Raw genomic sequence first — 16,864 nt, forward strand, 5'->3', positions numbered from 1 at the left:
GCTCTCAGGCACGCAGGCGCCTGCGGTCGAGGCAGGAGACGACGCAGTTCCGGCCGGCGGACTTGGCCTGATAGAGCCGGGCGTCGGCGAGCGCTGCGATGGTTGCCCGGTCAATCCGCTCGATGGTCGAGGCGACGCCGATGGACACCGTGATCTTGAGGCCGGCAGCGATTTCAACCCAGTTGTGACGGGCGATCAGCTGGCGCAGGTTCTCGCAATGCTCGTGCGTGCCATCGGTTCCCGTGCGGGGCATCAGCAGGGCAAACTCCTCGCCCCCCAGTCGCGCCGCGAGGATGCTGGCGCGGCTGTTCTCCTTGAGCAACTGGCCGAGCCGGCGCAACACCTTGTCGCCGACGAGGTGGGAGAAGCGATCGTTGACCCGCTTGAAATGATCGACGTCGATCATGGCGAGGGAATAGAGGCGGTTGCGGCTGTCGAGCTCGGCTTGCGATATCTCGAACTGACGGCGATTGTTCAGCCCGGTCAGCGGGTCCAGCAGGGCCGCAGCGGCAAGAAGTTCGTTTTTCAGCTTGAGATCAAGGCAGTTGCGTTCGAGGTCGATGGCGCGCTGGGCTTCGTGTTCCGCGAGGCGACGCAGTCTCTGGATATCGTAGGAGACTTCCGACAGGCGCACATGCTTCTGCGTGGTTTCTTCCGTGAACTGGAGATGGCAGATGTGGAAGCGCTTGTATTCTTCCAGCGCCTTCTCGAAGTTGCCCTGCCTTGCATAGGCGTCGGACAGGAATTGCGACGCGTTCATCTGCGGGAAGTTGCGGTTGGACATGAGGCCAAGTTCGCGGACTTTTTCGAACAGGCCAATGGCCTCCTCGATCTGCCTGGCGTCCAGCAAGGCGCGCGCCTTGAGGGACAGGAAGTGATCGTGGCATCGGCGATAGTCGGCGCCCTCCAGTGTCTCGTAGGCGAGCAACTTCTCTTCTGCGAGCTTCAGTTTTCCAAGATAGAGATAGGCGTCCGCCGAGTTCATGAGACACAGGCGTTGGGCCCAGGTGTCTCCGGTCGCGCAGGCCAGATTGTAGGCCTCTTCCTGAAAGGCAATGGCTTGCCACTGCTTGGACTGCCAGGCGCCGTCCTCGCCGGCTTCGCGTGCGATGTCTGACGCTTCGCCCCAGATGCCGCCGAGGTTTATGAGCCACCAGGACATCATGACGTCGTCATGCAGGGCCTTCGCGATGTCGATGGCCTTGTTGACGAACTCGAAGGCACGGTCGACCACGCGCGCATTCCAGAAGATGACGGCGATGACGTTGAGGCACAGGCTGCTGACGGCAAGGTTCCGTTGCTGGTCGGCGTGGTTGAGCGCCGTGATGGCTTCGGAAAAGGCGTCCTCCGTGAGGCCGATCTCGAGGAGCAGCCAGGCCTTGAATGCGCCGGTGCGTGCCAGATACTCGTGATCCTGAACGCTTCGCCAGTGCTCGATGGCGGCGCGGGCCAGAGTGAGGCCTTCTTCCGGGTAGCCAATCTGGAAGCAGCACCAGGCGAGATCTGTCTGGCAGCAGGCGACCCGGTGCCAGTCGCCCTGCGCCTTGGCCTGTTCGAGATGTTCAAGGAGCAGGCTGCGGGCTTCATCCGAGCGACCAAGGCAGCCGAGTGACCAAGCTTGAGCGAGACGTTCTTCGCCACTTGCCACTGGCGGACAAAGAGCACTCATGTTTTCCCCCACCCAGTCTGCATCGTTTTACGCGAACGATTTGCATTCGTTAGGATTATGGGACAAAGGATAAAAATTTACTGACAACATGGGTGAGGAAGGGGCTTTGGTATGCTCTTGCTCACTCACCGTGGCTGCGCGTCGGAACGAATGCCGGTCGATTGCGTAAAATCAGCATATCTCAGGATATCTTTCGTTGAAAGAGCGGGAGGACTGTCAAAAGTCCGATGCAATGAATTTTCCTATGTTAAGCAAAATTTGCGCTGGCCTGCGTGGGCAGAGAGACGGTTTGCCGGCTTTTTGACTGAATATACACCATCTTTCGAGATGAAACTTTTCGTCAGGGTTGAGTGCCCTTGTCGCCACAGCCAAACGGCCGGCCCTGACTGATTCTCAGGGCCGGGTCGAAATGCCGGACTGTCCGGTTTTTGGAGGATGTGCGGCAGGATCAGCCGAGTTCGGACCAATAGGTTCCGTCCGGCAGCGACTTGGCCTTGCCGACGAGTTCTTCGCCGCTCAGTTGAGCCAGCACATCAAAGAGCACCTTGGCGTCGGCGATCTCGTCGGCGACGGGCCGGGACGGGATGCCGGCGCGGAAGCCCTCGCGCAGTTTGACGAAGACGGCATCATCCTTGGCGCCCATCATCGGGCGAATGCGCTCCCACTCGGCGTCGGTGGTGCGCAGGATCTCCTTGGCGTCGTGCGAGGCGGCGATGAAGCCCTTGGCGACGTCGAGATTGGCCTTGGCCCAGCCTTCGGAGAAGGTATAGCCGACGGCGGAGATGGCCCCCTTGGCCCCCATGGCCTTGGCGGCATCAAGGCCGGAGGCGATGGACTTGAAGCCCTGCGTCTCGAGGCGCACACAGAAGTTCCAGAAGGTGAGGGCAGCGTCGAGCTCGCCGGCGGTCAGCTTCTCCGACAGCAGCGGCGGGGCACCGAACACCGGCTCGCATTCCTTGGCGAGTTCGATGCCGAAGTCGCGCTTGGCCATGCCCTGCAGCAGCAGCCAGTTCTTGTCGATCGGGCCGCCGGCGACGCCGACCTTCTTGCCCTTGAGATCGGCCAGGGTGGCGATGGCGGAGTCGGCCTTGACCATCACCGAGCCGACGGACGAGGAGAAGGGGGCAAAGGTGAGATCCGATCCGGCGCCGCGTTCGTGCGCGACCAGCAGCCAGTCCGACGTGATCAGGTTGGCATCCCCGGCCTGAAGGGCGATGCGGGTGGCTTCGTTGTTGGCAACCTCGACCACGTCGAGCGCAAAGCCGTGCTTCTTGTCGAGGCCGTTGGTCCTGATGACGTCGAGTTCCCAGTTGACGGTGCCGGTCTTGAGGACCGCGATCTTGATCGTCGCGTCTGCGGCAAAGGTGGATCGCGTGCCCCCAAGCACCACGGCACTACCGGCCATCAGAGCAAGAAACTGGCGCTTGGTGAAAGATCTCGACGACATACTGGCCTCCGAAACAACGAGCCAGCACCGGATTTGCGCTGGCTGGGAAATTTTCTCCATGATACAGAGGCGGGGTCTTGCCAGACATTAAATTTCCGCAATTATTACAAGACTAAATGTCGCGCTCGATGGTGAAGTGCTTGTCTTTGCGCATAAAATGTTGACACTTCCGTCAATTGCAAGGGGCGAGGGCGAGTCTCACAGATGCGGACCGACGGCTTGGTCAGCCGCCGACTCGGTTGCAGGTTACCGTTGGACTTTGATGCGGAGCATCTGCCGTCCTGAACGAAGATTGCGACGTCGACAGGAGAAAGTGCTTGGTCACCTTGAAGGACGTGGCGCGTGAAGCCGGCGTTTCGCCCAAAACCGTTTCGCGGGTGATCAATGACGATCCAGCGGTCAACGGAGAAACACGGGACGGCGTGCTTGCTGTGATCCAGCGGCTCAACTACGTGCCGGACTATGCGGCGCGGATGATGCGGGCCAGTACGTCCTCGGTGGTGGGATTGATGACCGACGTCGTCGCCACGACGCCCTATGCGGTCGACATCATTCGGGGCGTTCATTCTTCGCTGAAGCAGGATGCCCATACGCTGCTGATTGCCAATACCGAGGGCGATACGACCCTGGAGCAGGAGTATTGGCGGGTGTTCCGGGCGCACAAGGTGTCCGGCGTGGTCTTCGCCACGATGTTTCACCGGGCGCTGCAGCTCAACAATCCGCATTTCGACAAGCCGATCGTGCTGGCCAACTGCTACAGCAATCGCCGCGATCTGCCAGCCGTGCTGCCGGACGACGAGGGCGGCGGTTATACGCAAGCCCAGCATCTGATCGAGCTCGGGCATCGGAAGATCGGCATCATCACGCTCAATCCCGTGTTGCGCGCGGCCTCCTTGCGGGCGGCTGGCTATCGAAGCGCCTTCTCCGAGGCGGGGCTGAGTTTCTCGTCGGCGATCGAACTGCCCGGCTATGCCGGACCTCTGGATGATGAGTCCCTGGTGGGATACGAGGCCGCGCTGGAGCTTCTGCAACGCAAGGATCGGCCGACGGCGATCATCTGCGGCAATGACAAGGTGGCGATCCAGGTGTTTGCCGCCGCGGCTTTCCTGGGACTGTCGGTGCCGGGTGACCTGTCGGTGATCGGCTTTGACGACATGCAGGTGATCACCGAGACACTTCGACCGCGCCTGACCTCGGTCGGGCTGCCGCATTATGAGATGGGTTTGACCGCCATGAACCTGCTCAAGGCGGCCGCTCAGCAGGAGGCGGGCGTGCTGACGAGGACGCCGACACTGCTGGCCTGCCCGCTGGTGATCCGCGACTCCTGCCGCCAACTGGTTTAGGGGCGGACAGGGCACGCCATCGTCAATCGGGCGGAAACAATCCATTCGATGTAACGCAACTTGTTCCCTCTGGGTGGGCAATCTACATATAAGCCCAGAACACCGGACGCGTGGCCTATGGTCTGACGCAGGCTCCGGTACAAGGAATGCGGCCATCATGACCAGTCTCAGCACTACATTCGCCGATCTCGCTCCGACGCCGCGCATGCCGACGGTGTTCGTCGGTCACGGCAGCCCTATGAATGCCATCGAGGACACGACCTATAGCCGCGGCTGGCGCAAGCTTGGGGACAGTTTGCCGGCGCCCAAGGCGATCCTGGTGGTCTCAGCCCATTGGATGACGCGCGGCACCACGCTGGTGCATGTGAAGGACCAGCCGCGGACCATCTATGACTTCGGCGGGTTCCCGCCGGAACTCTATGCCCAGAAGTATGCGGCCCCGGGAGCGCCGGACGTTGCTGCGGCGACCATGGATCTGATGCGCAACCATCATGTGGAAGCCGACGAGAAGTGGGGACTCGATCACGGCGCCTGGTCGGTGCTGATCCAGATGTTCCCCGAAGCGCAGTTTCCGGTCTTCCAGCTGTCGATCGACCTGACGCAGTCGCCGGCGCAGCATTTCGCTCTGGCCAAGGACCTGAAGGCGCTGCGCGAACGCGGCGTGCTGATCTTGGCGAGCGGCAATCTGGTGCACAATCTCTATGCCATGTCCTGGGACGGCAAGCCCTATGACTGGGCCGTGGAGTTCGACAGCCGACTGTCCGACTTCATCGCCAAGGGCGACTACCAGTCGGTGGTGGATGCGCCGCGCCTGGGCCGGCTGATGCAATATGCCCATCCGTCGATCGAGCATTTCCTGCCCATCCTCTATCCGCTGGCGGTCGCCGACAAGGCGGATACGCTGAGCTTCTTCAACGAGGGCATCGATCTTGGCTCGGTGTCGATGAAGTCCTTCATCCTGTCCTGAACGGACTGTCCGGATGAGCTGAAATGACGACGGCCCGGCTGGTTTCCCAGCCGGGCCGTTTGGCATTGCAACGCGCGTCCCCGCTCAGTCGGCGTGGATGTCGTTGTCCTTGGTCTCGCGGATGAACAGCATGCCGATCACGAACGTGGCGCTGGCCACAACGATCGGATACCAGAGGCCCGAGTAGATGTTGCCGGTGGCCGCCACCATGGCAAAGGCGGTGGTGGGCAGGAAGCCGCCGAACCAGCCGTTGCCGATGTGATAGGGCAGGGACATCGAGGTGTAGCGGATGCGGGTCGGGAACAGTTCGACCAGCATGGCCGCGATCGGGCCGTAGACCATGGTCACGTAGAGAACCAGCACGAACAGGATGGCGACGACGACCGTCGTGTTCATCTGGGCCGGGTCGGCAGCGGCCACCGCATAGGTGGTGGTCTTGACGCCGTCCTTCTCGGTCTCGGTGGCCTTGATCGGATAGTTGGCTGCCTGCAGGGCCTGCCACGCAGCGGTGGTGAAGGTGCCCATGCTGGCCTTCAGCTGATCAGCCGGCAGGCCGCGACCGTCGAAGCTCGGGATCACGGTGGAACCGATCTTGATGGAGGCGATGGTGCCGGCCGGAGCGGCTTCGTTCTGGTAGGTCAGATAGTTGTTGGCAAGGAAGCCCTTGGCAAGGTCGCAGGAGCTGTTGAAGGCGACCTGGCCCTTCAGCTCGCCCGGGACGAACTGGAAGGAGCATTCGGCCGGATCGGCAACGACGGTGATGATGGCCGCGTCGGAAGCGCGGGTCAGGACCGGGTTGGCGTTTTCGGCCAGAGCCTTGAACAGCGGGAAGTAGGTGAGGGCGGCGAGCAGGCAGCCCAGCATGATGATGGGCTTGCGGCCGATCTTGTCCGACAGCCAGCCGAAGAGAACGAAGAAGGGCGTGCCGATGGCAAGCGAGACGGCGATCAGGATGTTGGCGGTGACCGAGTCCACCTTCAGCGTCTGCGTCAGGAAGAACAGGGCGTAGAACTGGCCGGTGTACCAGACGACGGCCTGACCGGAGGTGAGACCCAGCAGCGACAGGATCACGACCTTGAGGTTGGACCAGCGGCCGAAGGCTTCGGTGAGCGGAGCCTTGGAGACCTTGCCCTCTTCCTTCATCTTCTTGAAGGCCGGGCTTTCATTGAGCTGCAGACGGATCCAGACGGACACGGCGAGCAGGGCAACGGACACCAGGAAGGGAATGCGCCAGCCCCATTCCTTGAAGGCAGCTTCGCCGAGATAGGTGCGGACGCCAAGGATCACGAGCAGCGACAGGAACAGACCCATGGTGGCCGTGGTCTGGATCCAGCTGGTGAAATAGCCGCGCTTGCCCTCGGGGGCATGTTCGGCAACGTAGGTGGCGGCGCCACCATATTCACCACCGAGCGCAAGGCCCTGCAGCAGGCGAAGCGAGATCAGGATGATCGGGGCCGCAACACCGATGGAGGCGTAGCTCGGCAGGATACCGACCAGGAAGGTCGACAGACCCATGATCAGGATGGTGATCAGAAAGGTGTGCTTGCGGCCGACGAGGTCGCCGAGGCGACCGAACACCAGCGCGCCGAACGGGCGCACAGCAAAGCCGGCGGCGAAGGCGAGCAGCGCGAAGATGAAGGCCGCAGTGGGAGCAACGCCCGAGAAGAACTGGGCGGCAATGATGGCCGACAGCGACCCGTAGAGGTAGAAGTCATACCACTCGAACACGGTTCCGAGCGATGACGCGAAAATGACACGCCGTTCGGCGGCGGTCATACCGGACGACGAAGCGCCGCCAGCGGTGACAGTACTCATCCCTTTTCCTCCCAAGCAAAAGGCCCTGAACGGAACGGCTCCGGCCTGGCGCAGACTTCAAGCCTGCGCCGGCTCCTCCCGGAGCGTGTTCGTCAGCTTCATATAAGCCACACCTAAACTAGCGCGATAGATGCCCTTACAGTAAACTTTGGTATAAGAAACCGTAGTTTCGTGAGCGTCAACCCGAGAAAGTCACGGGGTTTTCGCGTTTGACCGGCTTTTTGGCTGGTCATTTGCACGAGAATGCAAATTTGCATGGCATCATGATTTTAGATGCATCGCAAAATACATGAATGTTTGAAATATAAATCGCGAGATGTCACAAATTTAACTGGGTTTTCACAAGGAAAACCTGGCGTATTTGATCGACATAAAATAGGTGAAATACCGTAATTGGGAAGTTATCCCATCCGTGTCTGCACGCTATGCGCTGGCGATTGCATGAAGGGTAGGGGAGCTGACCTAAGGTAAAACGCTTAAGTTCGCGGCAATGCATTCACTGCATCAACCGGATGCATGCCAAGCAACTTGTGCAGTTTGCATAGGAAGCGCGAGGTGCAAAAATCATTCACCCGGCTGTGCTGCAACGCACATCGCGCATAAGTACAAACCCATATGTGGATGACGAAGGCGCAAAACGCCTTCGCGCATCGTCATAAATCCGCAGAAGTTCGGCGGATTTGTGACGGATCATCCTCAGGAAAAATAGGGGGCGAGATGGGTCCGCACGCGTTCCAGCGGAGTGGCGCCGCCGAGATCGGGCACGAAGGTGGTGCCGGTGATCGCTTCGAAGGCCTGGATGTAGACCTTGGACGTTTCGAGAATCACGGAGTCGGGAATTTCGGGAATCGGATCCTTGTAGGGATCGCAGCGTTCGCCGACCCAGGCACGCACGAAGTCCTTGTCGAAGCTCTGTGGCCGCGACCCGGAGGCGAGGGCGGCTTCGTAGGTCGCGGCGATCCAGTAGCGGCTCGAATCGGGCGTGTGGATTTCGTCGGCGAGCACGATATTGCCATCGGCGTCGGTGCCGAACTCATATTTGGTGTCGGCGAGGATCAGGCCACGCTTGGCGGCGAGCTCCTGGCCCCGGGCGAAGAGGCGCAGCGCATAGTCCGAGACGGTAGCCCATTGCTGGGGCGTCAGGAGCTTCTGGTCGAGGATCTCAGCCCCGGACAGCGGTTCGTCATGGCCACCGTCGAAGGCCTTGGTCGTGGGCGTGATGATGGGCGTCGGCAGCTTTTCATTGTCGCGCATGCCGTCGGGCAGGGTGATGCCATACATGCTGCGCTGGCCGGCCTTGTATTTGGTCAGGATCGAGGTGCCGGTGGTGCCGGCAAGATAGCCGCGCACCACGATTTCCACCGGCAGGATGGTCAGACGGCGGCCGACCACCACGTTGGGATCGGGATAGTCCAGCACGTGATTGGGGCAGATGTCGGCAGTCTGTTCGAACCAGTAGCGCGCCGTCTGCGTCAGGACCTGGCCCTTGAAGGGGATGCAGGCGAGGATGCGGTCAAAGGCGCTGACGCGGTCGGTGGTGATGATGATGCGGCGGCCGTCGGGCAGGTCGTAGTTGTCGCGCACCTTGCCCTTGTAATAGGCCGGAAGCTCCGGGATGAAGGCATCGGCGAGTACGCGATCAACGGTCATGGCATGTCCTGCGACGAAATGGGATCGGGCCGGGAAAGCCGGCTTTTCGTTCCCGTGTCCTAGCATTGCGGCGGCACGAAGAAAAGGCGCGCGCGCTGGGCTTTTGGCGGCCGTGAGATGAACAAATCGGCATAACCCATCGAATTTTATCGATTTTCTTTCGAGCATGTTGCGGGTGCAAAGCCTAGGATTTCTGCGGATCGGGCAAGCTGCCCGCAAGGAGAAAACCATGACAAGCGTGTCCAGCGTCTCGACGGTGACGCGTCCGACCGTTCAGGTCCGCAACACCGAGAAATCCGAGCCGCCAAAGACGGCCGACAGCGATCGGGACGATCGCGTCGCCAAGGCTGCCGAGCGGCGCGCCGAACAGGCACGCCAGGCGCAAGCCGATCGCGAGGACTCCCAGAAGGCGCTGGAAGATCGTCAACAGCAGCGCAACGTGGGCAACAAGGCGAACGGCGTCGGCCGGGTCGTTGATCAGTACGCCTGATACTGTGGCGTCATGGCACCGGCGTTGTCCTGCTGGGTGCCTGGCGCGTTCCATGGAAGCTGTCGGCCATTGGCTGGCCGGCAGCACGGACTTGAAAGCGCGTGTTCCTGGCCGGACCCCATAACGGCAGCTCACGAAGCCTCCGCCAAAGGGCAAAGCTTGGTCCCGGCACCGACCCACAAACAGCCGCTCACATGATTGCGCACCTGGGCTCATAGACGGTATTGAGGGCGCATCCGGGCCAATCCCCGTATGCATTTTGGTTCCATAATATCCATTATGCGAATTTGATATGCCGCTAAGCGCGGCCGTACGGCTCACTATCCCCTGGGATCGGCGGAATTGGCGGGTGATACCTGATAAGCCAAAGGCACTCTCTCATAACCTGGCCAATCCCAAGTCACGCAGGCCCCCAACATCGTTGGCGCTCAGGCGCAGCAAGCACGCGACTTCGATGGTGTTCCCGAAGGCCGATTGACGCTCGCGGATATAGAGCTCGGCTTGATGGGTCGCCCACCGTTCGGCGCGTGAAACTTCAGACTTCCTCAGGGGCGGTCGTTGCCTCGGCAGAACTGCGCGAAGCTATCGATGAAACCCGTGATCTTCGCTCGTCCCTCTGGGGCGTTCATGATGGTGGCCACCTCCTCCGGCGTCAGTTTCATCAGCGGCAGACGCAGGAAGATGTCGGTGGCGAAGCGCGTGGTGACGGTGGCGAGCACAGCGCGCAGGGTTTCCAGCATGTCGTCGCCGCGGTACGAGGCGTGCAGGATGGCAGCGGGTTTGGCGATCAGCTCGTCGCCCGAGACCAGCCAGTCGATGGCATTCTTGAGGCCGCCGGGCAAGGTGCGGACATATTCCGGGCTGGCGATGATCAGCCCATCGCAGGCGGCGACGGCGGCCTTGAAGGCGATGACGGCGGCGGGCGCTGAGTCGCCCTCACGATCGGGCGAGAAGATCGGCAGATCGCCTAGGCCGTCGAAGATCTCGATGGTGATGCCAGCCGGGGCGAGATCGCGCAGGACGCGCAGCATGGCGCTGTTGGTGGAGGCGGCGCGAAGGCTGCCGGAGATTGCCAGGAACCGCATCTATGCCCTCCCCCGAACGTATGTCCCCAAACGCAAAACGGGGCGCCCAAGGCACCCCGTCAAAGCTCAGAAATCGAACAAAATCAATTACTTGATCTTGGATTCCTTGAATTCCACATGCTTGCGAGCGACCGGATCATACTTGGTCTTGGTCATCTTCTCGGTCATGGTGCGGGAGTTCTTCTTGGTAACGTAGAAGTACCCGGTATCGGCGGTCGAAACGAGCCGGATCTTGATGGTCGTCGCCTTGGCCATGGCATCCGATTCCTTGTGTTTGTTAGTGTGATGACAGCCAAAGCGGCTGGACGCCCGTGCCGGAGCGTCGTTCGTTCGCCGCGCACCCTAGTCGAAAAGACTGAAAAGTCAATATGTCCCCTCGCCTTTCATTCAGCCGTCGAACGACGAACGGTGAGGATGCGCCAGGCGGCCAGCAGGGCATAAGCGCCGAGAAACAGGGAGCAGACGATCAGAAAGCCGTGCGGACCAATGGCGTCCATGCCATAGCCGGTGGTGGCCGGGCCGAGCAGCATGCCTATCGAGTACATGAAGATGAAGGCCGCGTTGGCGGAAGCGAGATCGGCGCCGCTCAGGCGGGCGCCGAGATGGGTGAGTCCCACGGTGTAAAGGCACGCAGCGACACCGCCGCAGGCGCCGATCATGATCAGCAGCCAGACAAAACTGCCCGCGAACAACGGCGTTACGGCCGCCAGGATGGCACCGACGGTGGCGATGAGGAGCAAGAGGATGCGCTTGTCCATCTTGTCGGCCAGATAGCCGGCGGGAAACTGCGAGAGGATGTTGCCGACGGCGACCGCCACCACCAACTGCGTCGCCATGTGCTCGGGGAAGCCCAGGCGCAGGCCGTAGATGGCGGCGAAGTTCATCACCGACGATTCGACCGATCCCATGGCGAAGGCGGCGAAGGTGGCGAGGGGCACCACGGTGAGGAAATGCAGGAAGTGCCCCTTGCGTCCGCCTTCCATGGGCGGCGCCGAGCCGAGGCCCAGCACCACGGGGATGATGGAGAGCGCAAGTATGCCGGTGCCGATGGCGAACGGCAGGAACCCGTCCGATCCGGCAAAGCTGAGGATCGCTGGTCCGACCGCGAAGCCGAAGGACAGGATGGTGCCGTAGACGCCCATGACGAAGCCGCGCCTGGCGGTGGGGGCCAGGGCGTTGATCCAGAACTCGGACAGAATGAAGGTGGCGTTGAGCGCCATGGAGAAGATGAAGCGCAGCACGAACCAGGCCGGCAGCGAATCGAAGACATAGAACAGCGGGAACAGCGCCGTGCCGATGACGACACTCCACAGCAGCAGCCAGGCCGGACCGACGCGGCGCGCCAGAGCCGGCACGAAGGGCGTGCACAGCAGCGAGGCGACGCCGGCGGCGGCCGTGTTGGCGCCGATCATGAAGTTGGAAACGCCGTGCTTTTCCATGACCACGGCCAAGAGCGGCATGGCGAGGCTGACGGATGTGCCGACCGCCGACACCGCGCCAATGGCGGCGGCTATGCCTGCGAAGCGGCGCTTGTCATCGAAATCATGGCTGGGATGGAGCGGGCTTGCGTCCGACATCACACGTCTGTCCTGTCCCGGCGTTCATGTCCGGGACCCACAGGCAGGGATGGCCTTGGTCTAGATACCGTGAGAACGCGGATCAGCTTTCTACAGGAGTCCAGCCATAAATCCAATCCAGCGCGTCCAGCAACCGCTCGGGACCGGCAAGACGCATGACCATGTTGCGCGCCTTGGCCGAAAGACCGTCGAGGTGGTAGATCGAGCCATTGCGCCGTGCCATGGCCATGACCTTGTCGGTGCGAGGCTTGCGCAGGCTGACGAAGGTGCTGAGGCGCTCCTCGATGCTGCGATCGTCTTCGGCGGCAAGCAGCGAGGCAAGCACGCGGGCGTCCTCGATGGCCATTGCTCCGCCCTGCGCTACGAAGGGCAGCATGCCGTGCACGGCGTCACCGATGAGAACGGCGCGTTCGCGCACCCAGGGCGTATTGGACGGAGCGCCGCACAGCGCCCATTTGCGCCAGATATCCGGCTTGTCGATCAGTTCTCGCACCTGGGCGGGCCAATCGGCGAAGGCGTCGCGGATCTGCAGCTTCGAGCCGGGAACGTCCCAGTCGTCCTCGATCCAGTCGTCGTCGACAGCGGCGATCAGGTTGATCTCGCGGCCGGCGTCGATGGCATAGTGGACGAGATGCGCGCGCGGACCCATCCACAGGCCGGTTTCCTTGCGCAGATCCAGCGCGCCGTGCCAATCGGAGGCCTGGAAGGTGGCGCGCCAGGCGGTGCGGCCGGTGTAGACGGCGGGGCCGCCGGCGAGAACCTTCTGACGCACCATGGAGCGTACGCCGTCGGCGCCGACAAGGACCGAACCGGTATAGGTGGACGATTTTCCACCGCGCGTGGCCTGAACCTCGACCGTGTCCTTGAACTGCCGGATGGACGTGATCTCGGCACCGAGATGCAGAGTGACCCGCGGCTCGTTCATCACGGCGTCGCGCAGGGTGGCCTGTAGATCGGCGCGATGGATGACGATGTAGGGCGCGCCATAGCGGTCCATCATCACGCCGCCGAGCGGCATGCGGGTCACCACTTCGCCAGAAGCGCTGTCACGAATCGCTACGGCTTCCGGACGCACACCCGTGGCGTCCAGAGCGGGGCCGAGGCCAAGATCGATGAGGATGGACGAGGCATTGGGGGAAAGCTGGAGCCCTGCCCCGACTTCCCTGAGGCGCTCGGCCTTCTCCAGCAGCGTGACCTGAATGCCGGCCCGCGCCAAGCACAGCGACAACGTGAGGCCGGCAATTCCGGCACCGACGACGACCACCGGCAACTGGTCCGGCATTGTTGGGTTCCTGTATGGTTGTCAGGCAGCCTTGGGCTGCCATGCGGCTTCCTTGGGATCCGACTCGGTCGGCTTCAAAGTCGCATCATAGCGATAAACCGTCGAGCAATAAGGACAAATGATCTCCGTATCTCCACCCATATCGAGGAAGGTGTGCGGATGATCGAAGGGCGGCTTGGCACCGATGCACATGAACTCCTTCGCCCCGATGCGAATCGCCGGCACACCGACGTCGTTGGCGAAATGAGGAACGAATGCGTCTGCCATGGATATTTCCCTTGGTTGAACCGTGTCGGGCTGGACCATATCGTCAAGCGCTTGCCAAGAACAGTCCCTTTTGCGCCAAGCCACGGCTTTCGCGGCGAGACGGCCGGGGTGGTTCACAAGCCGCCACCGAGGCCCTATGTTGGCGCCCGCGCTAACACGAGGTGAGCATGCCGACCTTCTTCTCTTCCTCCCATGAGTTCGCCTATCTCGACGAGGGCGAAGGCGAGCCGATCCTGCTGGTGCACGGATTTGCATCGAACCGGAAGATCAACTGGGTCAATCCGGGCTGGGTGGAAACGCTGGTACAGGCCGGGCGCCGGGTGATTGCGCTCGACAATCGGGGCCATGGCGAGAGCGCCAAGTTCTATGACGTCGACTCCTACAAGCTCGGGCTGATGGCGGCCGATTCCATCGCCCTGCTCGACCATCTCGGGCTCGAGCGCGTGGATGCCATGGGCTATTCCATGGGGGCGCGCATCGTGGCGACGCTGGCTGTCGGGTATCCGCACCGACTGAAGTCCATCATTCTCGGCGGCATGGGCTCGTCGCTGGTCAATGGCATGCAGAATGGCGAGGTGGTCGCCGAAGCGCTGGAAGCCGAGAGCGTCGATCAGGTGACCGATCCGCAGGGGCGCGCCTTCCGCCTGTTCGCCGACCAGACGCAGAGCGACCGCAAGGCGCTCGCTGCCTGCATCCGGGGCATCCGCCAGCCGATCGCGCCGGACGCACTCGGCACCATCGTGGCGCCGACGCTGATCGCGGTGGGCACGAAGGACTACGTGGCGGGCTCGCCGCAGGAACTGGCGGCGCTGATCCCCGGTTCGGAAGTGCTGGATATCCCCAATCGCGACCACATGGTTGCGGTCGGCGATCAGGTCTACAAGCGCGGCGTCGTGGCGTTTCTGGCCCGGAAGTGAGGGTGTCGGGGACCACTCAGGCCCCCTCCTCCGCGCCGCCAGCGCCCTTAAGACGGACGACCGTGACCGAGCATGGCGCCTCGGCCACCACGGCCGATGACACGCTGCCCAGATGGCGGCGGAGGGCGCCGACGCCTCGGGCGCCCATCACCACGTGATCGACCTGGTTGAGGCGGATGTAATCGAGCAGCGCTGACGCCGGATCGAGGGCTTCGAGCACGTGGTAGCTGACCCGGTCGTCGGGCAGTTCCAGCGGCTGTGCCCAATCCTTCAAGGCAACGAGGCGCGACAGGTACATGGTGCGACCGTGGCTGTCGTGGGTCGGGGCGTTGCCGTGCAGCTTGGTCTTGAGCACGGTGAGGCAGGCGAGACGGGCGCCCTCCTCCATGGAGAGAACGCGGCGCAGATGCAGGCGCACTTCCTGGGCCAGAGGATCGGCGCCACGCGCCAGATCCACCGCCACCACCACCAGCGGCGCTGCGGAGACGCGGCGGGTTGGGACCATGCGCGTCAGGGGGCGCTGCTTCACCGACCGACCGAGCATCCAGGCGCCGAGGCGACGGAACAGGCCCCCCTTGCCTTCCCGCTCGGCACGGTCCGTGAGAATCACCTGGTCGGGGTGATTGAGGTCGAACAGCAGTTGCCCGGCAGAGCGATAGCGCTGGTCGGGGTCGATCTCCAGGCAGCGCAGGATGATTTCCTGCAGCCATTTGGGAATCTTGGCGTTGATGGCGCGCGGCGGCTGCGGCAGGCTGTAAAGGCGGCGCTTCTGCCCGGCCACCGACGTGGGCTCGCCATGGGGATAGTCGCCGGTGGCCATGCGGTAGAGGATGCAGCCGAGCGCGTAGATGTCGCTTTCCGGCCGGCTGCGTTCGCCGACGCATTGCTCCGGCGCGATGGTGGCGGCCGACCCCATGGGGATGTCGCTTTCCTCGCCGAGCAAGTCCGGCAGGCGCTCGTGGCGGGCGAGGCCGAAATCGATCAGCACCGCACCGCGCTTGGCGAGGATGATGTTACCGGGCTTGAGGTCGAGATGAATGACGCCCTGGCGATGCAGGTTCTCAAGCGCGGCCGCCACCTGAATGCCGACCTTGACCACCTCGGCATAGGGCTTGGCCGTGTCCTCCAGCATTGACTGCAGGACTGTGCCCTCGACGAATTCCATCACCAGATAGGGGCGGATGCGCAGGTCGCCGGCGGCGACGAAGCGCGGCACGTGCTTGCCCTCGACGCGCTTGAGGATCATCTCCTCGGTCTCGTAGCCGACGATGGTGGAAACGTCGGCGCCGGCGCCGAGGAAGGGTGACTTCAGCACCAGCGGAAAGGGCCAGTCGGGATGGTTGGCGCGCCAGATCGAGCCCATGCCGCCGACGGCGATCTTCTCCTCCAGCACGAAGCCGTCGAGTACGGTACCGGGCAGCAGGGACATGGGCCCCATGAAATGTCCTTTCAGCAAATGCCTGGAGTTATGAGCAACTTAATCGATTTTGACGCAGACCGGCATGACGTCTTTGGTGGTAGAGGCCGGCTATTTCCCGGCCTTGAGGCGCATCCAGAGGCGGTCCGGCAAGCCTGCGGCCTTGATCTTGTCGGCGGCGGCGTCGATGTCATAGGGCACACGCATCCAGGCGAGCGTCGACTTGTCGGAGTCATAGAGCCCCCAGCAGGCGGACGGGTTGCCATCGCGTGGCTGGCCGACGGAGCCGATCACCGCGAGATAGCGGCGGATGGGGGCGAGAGGCACCTCCACATCCGGCTGCGGCCGGAAGGTGAGCGTCTTGCCGGTATAGAGTGCGCCCGAGAGCGTGTGGAAGAGCGCCGGCACGTGGGTGTGGCCGCAAAAGGTGAGGCGCGCGTCGGTCGCCGCCCAGCTGGCGAAGGCGTCCGACGGATCGAGCATGTAGTTCCACGACTGGGGATCGTTGGCGCTGGCGTGGACGAAAAGCACGTCGCCATCCATCTCGGCGATCGGCAGGCGGGCGAGAAAGGTTCGGGCGGTGCTGTCGAGCTGGCCTTGCGTCCAGCTCATCGCCTTGGCCGCGCTCTCGGACATGCCGGAGACGCCGGCGGCGACGGCGTCGTCATGGTTGCCACGGATGCAGATGGCGCCCTTGTCGACCAGACCGGAGATCACCTCGACGCAGGCTTGCGGGTCGGCGCCGTAGCCGACGATGTCGCCGAGGCAGACGATACGATCGACACCGGCCTCCTCGATGTCGTCCAGAACCGCATTCAGGGCTTCAAGATTGCCGTGAATGTCGGTGATGATGGCACTCCGCACTATCGTCCTCCCTCCCCTGCCCGACCGCCGTCCTGCGGTTCGAACCGGTTGCTTCGGACTATCTTCGCAAGAGC

15 protein-coding genes are annotated in these 16,864 nt (G+C 62.6%); 4 read left to right on the forward strand and 11 right to left on the reverse strand.

Annotation, left to right across the window (positions count from 1 at the left end):
* Positions 1 to 4: 4 nt before the first annotated feature.
* Positions 5 to 1,669, reverse strand: coding sequence for a GGDEF domain-containing protein (locus tag L2I41_RS02060; RefSeq protein WP_237151833.1), 1,665 nt, complete (start codon positions 1,667 to 1,669; stop codon positions 5 to 7).
* Between the two features lie 448 nt (positions 1,670 to 2,117).
* On the reverse strand, positions 2,118 to 3,116 hold the full coding sequence (locus L2I41_RS02065; RefSeq protein ID WP_237151834.1) for an ABC transporter substrate-binding protein: 999 nt from the start codon (positions 3,114 to 3,116) through the stop codon (positions 2,118 to 2,120).
* A gap of 317 nt (positions 3,117 to 3,433) precedes the next feature.
* Between L2I41_RS02065 and L2I41_RS02070 the strand changes: the two genes are divergently transcribed.
* Both L2I41_RS02070 and ygiD read left to right on the forward strand, forming a co-directional pair.
* Positions 3,434 to 4,459 carry a LacI family DNA-binding transcriptional regulator gene (locus L2I41_RS02070; RefSeq protein ID WP_237151835.1) on the forward strand — a complete coding sequence of 342 codons (1,026 nt, stop codon included), beginning with the start codon at positions 3,434 to 3,436 and terminating at the stop codon, positions 4,457 to 4,459.
* Between the two features lie 157 nt (positions 4,460 to 4,616).
* Positions 4,617 to 5,426: a 4,5-DOPA-extradiol-dioxygenase gene (ygiD, locus tag L2I41_RS02075; protein WP_237151836.1), complete on the forward strand. Its 810-nt coding sequence runs from the start codon at positions 4,617 to 4,619 to the stop codon at positions 5,424 to 5,426.
* An 84-nt stretch (positions 5,427 to 5,510) separates the two neighbouring features.
* Here the strand turns inward: ygiD and L2I41_RS02080 are convergent, their stop codons facing one another.
* Together L2I41_RS02080 and L2I41_RS02085 are read right to left on the reverse strand one after the other, a co-directional pair.
* On the reverse strand, positions 5,511 to 7,241 hold the full coding sequence (locus L2I41_RS02080) for an MFS transporter (protein ID WP_237151837.1): 1,731 nt from the start codon (positions 7,239 to 7,241) through the stop codon (positions 5,511 to 5,513).
* A gap of 696 nt (positions 7,242 to 7,937) precedes the next feature.
* Positions 7,938 to 8,891, reverse strand: a complete 954-nt coding sequence (locus tag L2I41_RS02085) for a phosphoribosylaminoimidazolesuccinocarboxamide synthase (protein ID WP_237151838.1) — start codon at positions 8,889 to 8,891, stop codon at positions 7,938 to 7,940.
* Positions 8,892 to 9,120: 229 nt separating this feature from the next.
* Between L2I41_RS02085 and L2I41_RS02090 the strand changes: the two genes are divergently transcribed.
* Positions 9,121 to 9,381 carry a hypothetical protein gene (locus L2I41_RS02090; RefSeq protein ID WP_237151839.1) on the forward strand — a complete coding sequence of 87 codons (261 nt, stop codon included), beginning with the start codon at positions 9,121 to 9,123 and terminating at the stop codon, positions 9,379 to 9,381.
* A gap of 545 nt (positions 9,382 to 9,926) precedes the next feature.
* On the opposite strand, the gene L2I41_RS02095 is transcribed toward L2I41_RS02090, so the two are convergent.
* From L2I41_RS02095 to L2I41_RS02115, 5 genes are all read right to left on the reverse strand, one after another.
* The gene (locus L2I41_RS02095; protein WP_237151840.1) at positions 9,927 to 10,466 is read right to left on the reverse strand and encodes an NADPH-dependent FMN reductase; all 540 of its coding nucleotides are present in this window, start codon (positions 10,464 to 10,466) and stop codon (positions 9,927 to 9,929) included.
* Between the two features lie 87 nt (positions 10,467 to 10,553).
* Positions 10,554 to 10,721, reverse strand: a complete 168-nt coding sequence (gene rpmG / locus L2I41_RS02100) for a 50S ribosomal protein L33 (protein ID WP_026782960.1) — start codon at positions 10,719 to 10,721, stop codon at positions 10,554 to 10,556.
* 128 nt (positions 10,722 to 10,849) lie between these two features.
* Positions 10,850 to 12,043 carry an MFS transporter gene (locus L2I41_RS02105; RefSeq protein WP_237151841.1) on the reverse strand — a complete coding sequence of 398 codons (1,194 nt, stop codon included), beginning with the start codon at positions 12,041 to 12,043 and terminating at the stop codon, positions 10,850 to 10,852.
* 82 nt (positions 12,044 to 12,125) lie between these two features.
* The gene (locus L2I41_RS02110) at positions 12,126 to 13,325 is read right to left on the reverse strand and encodes an FAD-dependent oxidoreductase (RefSeq protein ID WP_237151842.1); all 1,200 of its coding nucleotides are present in this window, start codon (positions 13,323 to 13,325) and stop codon (positions 12,126 to 12,128) included.
* A 21-nt stretch (positions 13,326 to 13,346) separates the two neighbouring features.
* Entirely contained in the window at positions 13,347 to 13,592 is a 246-nt protein-coding gene (locus L2I41_RS02115; protein ID WP_237151843.1) for a zinc-finger domain-containing protein, read from the reverse strand.
* 167 nt (positions 13,593 to 13,759) lie between these two features.
* On the opposite strand from L2I41_RS02115, the gene L2I41_RS02120 reads away from it, so the two are divergent.
* Positions 13,760 to 14,509 carry an alpha/beta fold hydrolase gene (locus L2I41_RS02120; protein ID WP_237151844.1) on the forward strand — a complete coding sequence of 250 codons (750 nt, stop codon included), beginning with the start codon at positions 13,760 to 13,762 and terminating at the stop codon, positions 14,507 to 14,509.
* Positions 14,510 to 14,525: 16 nt separating this feature from the next.
* Here L2I41_RS02120 and L2I41_RS02125 read toward each other — a convergent pair whose 3' ends face one another.
* Together L2I41_RS02125 and L2I41_RS02130 are read right to left on the reverse strand one after the other, a co-directional pair.
* Positions 14,526 to 15,947 (reverse strand): bifunctional serine/threonine-protein kinase/universal stress protein, encoded by a 1,422-nt coding sequence (locus L2I41_RS02125; RefSeq protein ID WP_237151845.1) that lies wholly within the window; start codon positions 15,945 to 15,947, stop codon positions 14,526 to 14,528.
* 90 nt (positions 15,948 to 16,037) lie between these two features.
* Positions 16,038 to 16,790 (reverse strand): metallophosphoesterase family protein, encoded by a 753-nt coding sequence (locus L2I41_RS02130; protein WP_237151846.1) that lies wholly within the window; start codon positions 16,788 to 16,790, stop codon positions 16,038 to 16,040.
* Positions 16,791 to 16,864 lie beyond the last annotated feature (74 nt).

The organism is Oryzibacter oryziterrae, from assembly GCF_021864535.1.
GTDB lineage: Bacteria > Pseudomonadota > Alphaproteobacteria > Rhizobiales > Pleomorphomonadaceae > Pleomorphomonas > Pleomorphomonas oryziterrae.

Bases quoted from the DNA above. Each gene is read 5' to 3' on its own strand.
- L2I41_RS02120 (WP_237151844.1), top strand. From the start codon at position 13,760: ATGCCGACCTTCTTCTCTTCCTCCCATGAGTTCGCCTATCTCGACGAG.
- L2I41_RS02110 (WP_237151842.1), bottom strand. From the start codon at position 13,325: ATGCCGGACCAGTTGCCGGTGGTCGTCGTCGGTGCCGGAATTGCCGGC.
- L2I41_RS02080 (WP_237151837.1), bottom strand. From the start codon at position 7,241: ATGAGTACTGTCACCGCTGGCGGCGCTTCGTCGTCCGGTATGACCGCC.
- L2I41_RS02095 (WP_237151840.1), bottom strand. From the start codon at position 10,466: ATGCGGTTCCTGGCAATCTCCGGCAGCCTTCGCGCCGCCTCCACCAAC.
- L2I41_RS02090 (WP_237151839.1), top strand. From the start codon at position 9,121: ATGACAAGCGTGTCCAGCGTCTCGACGGTGACGCGTCCGACCGTTCAG.
- L2I41_RS02085 (WP_237151838.1), bottom strand. From the start codon at position 8,891: ATGACCGTTGATCGCGTACTCGCCGATGCCTTCATCCCGGAGCTTCCG.
- L2I41_RS02105 (WP_237151841.1), bottom strand. From the start codon at position 12,043: ATGTCGGACGCAAGCCCGCTCCATCCCAGCCATGATTTCGATGACAAG.
- L2I41_RS02060 (WP_237151833.1), bottom strand. From the start codon at position 1,669: ATGAGTGCTCTTTGTCCGCCAGTGGCAAGTGGCGAAGAACGTCTCGCT.
- L2I41_RS02125 (WP_237151845.1), bottom strand. From the start codon at position 15,947: ATGGGGCCCATGTCCCTGCTGCCCGGTACCGTACTCGACGGCTTCGTG.
- L2I41_RS02115 (WP_237151843.1), bottom strand. From the start codon at position 13,592: ATGGCAGACGCATTCGTTCCTCATTTCGCCAACGACGTCGGTGTGCCG.
- rpmG (WP_026782960.1), bottom strand. From the start codon at position 10,721: ATGGCCAAGGCGACGACCATCAAGATCCGGCTCGTTTCGACCGCCGAT.
- L2I41_RS02065 (WP_237151834.1), bottom strand. From the start codon at position 3,116: ATGTCGTCGAGATCTTTCACCAAGCGCCAGTTTCTTGCTCTGATGGCC.
- ygiD (WP_237151836.1), top strand. From the start codon at position 4,617: ATGACCAGTCTCAGCACTACATTCGCCGATCTCGCTCCGACGCCGCGC.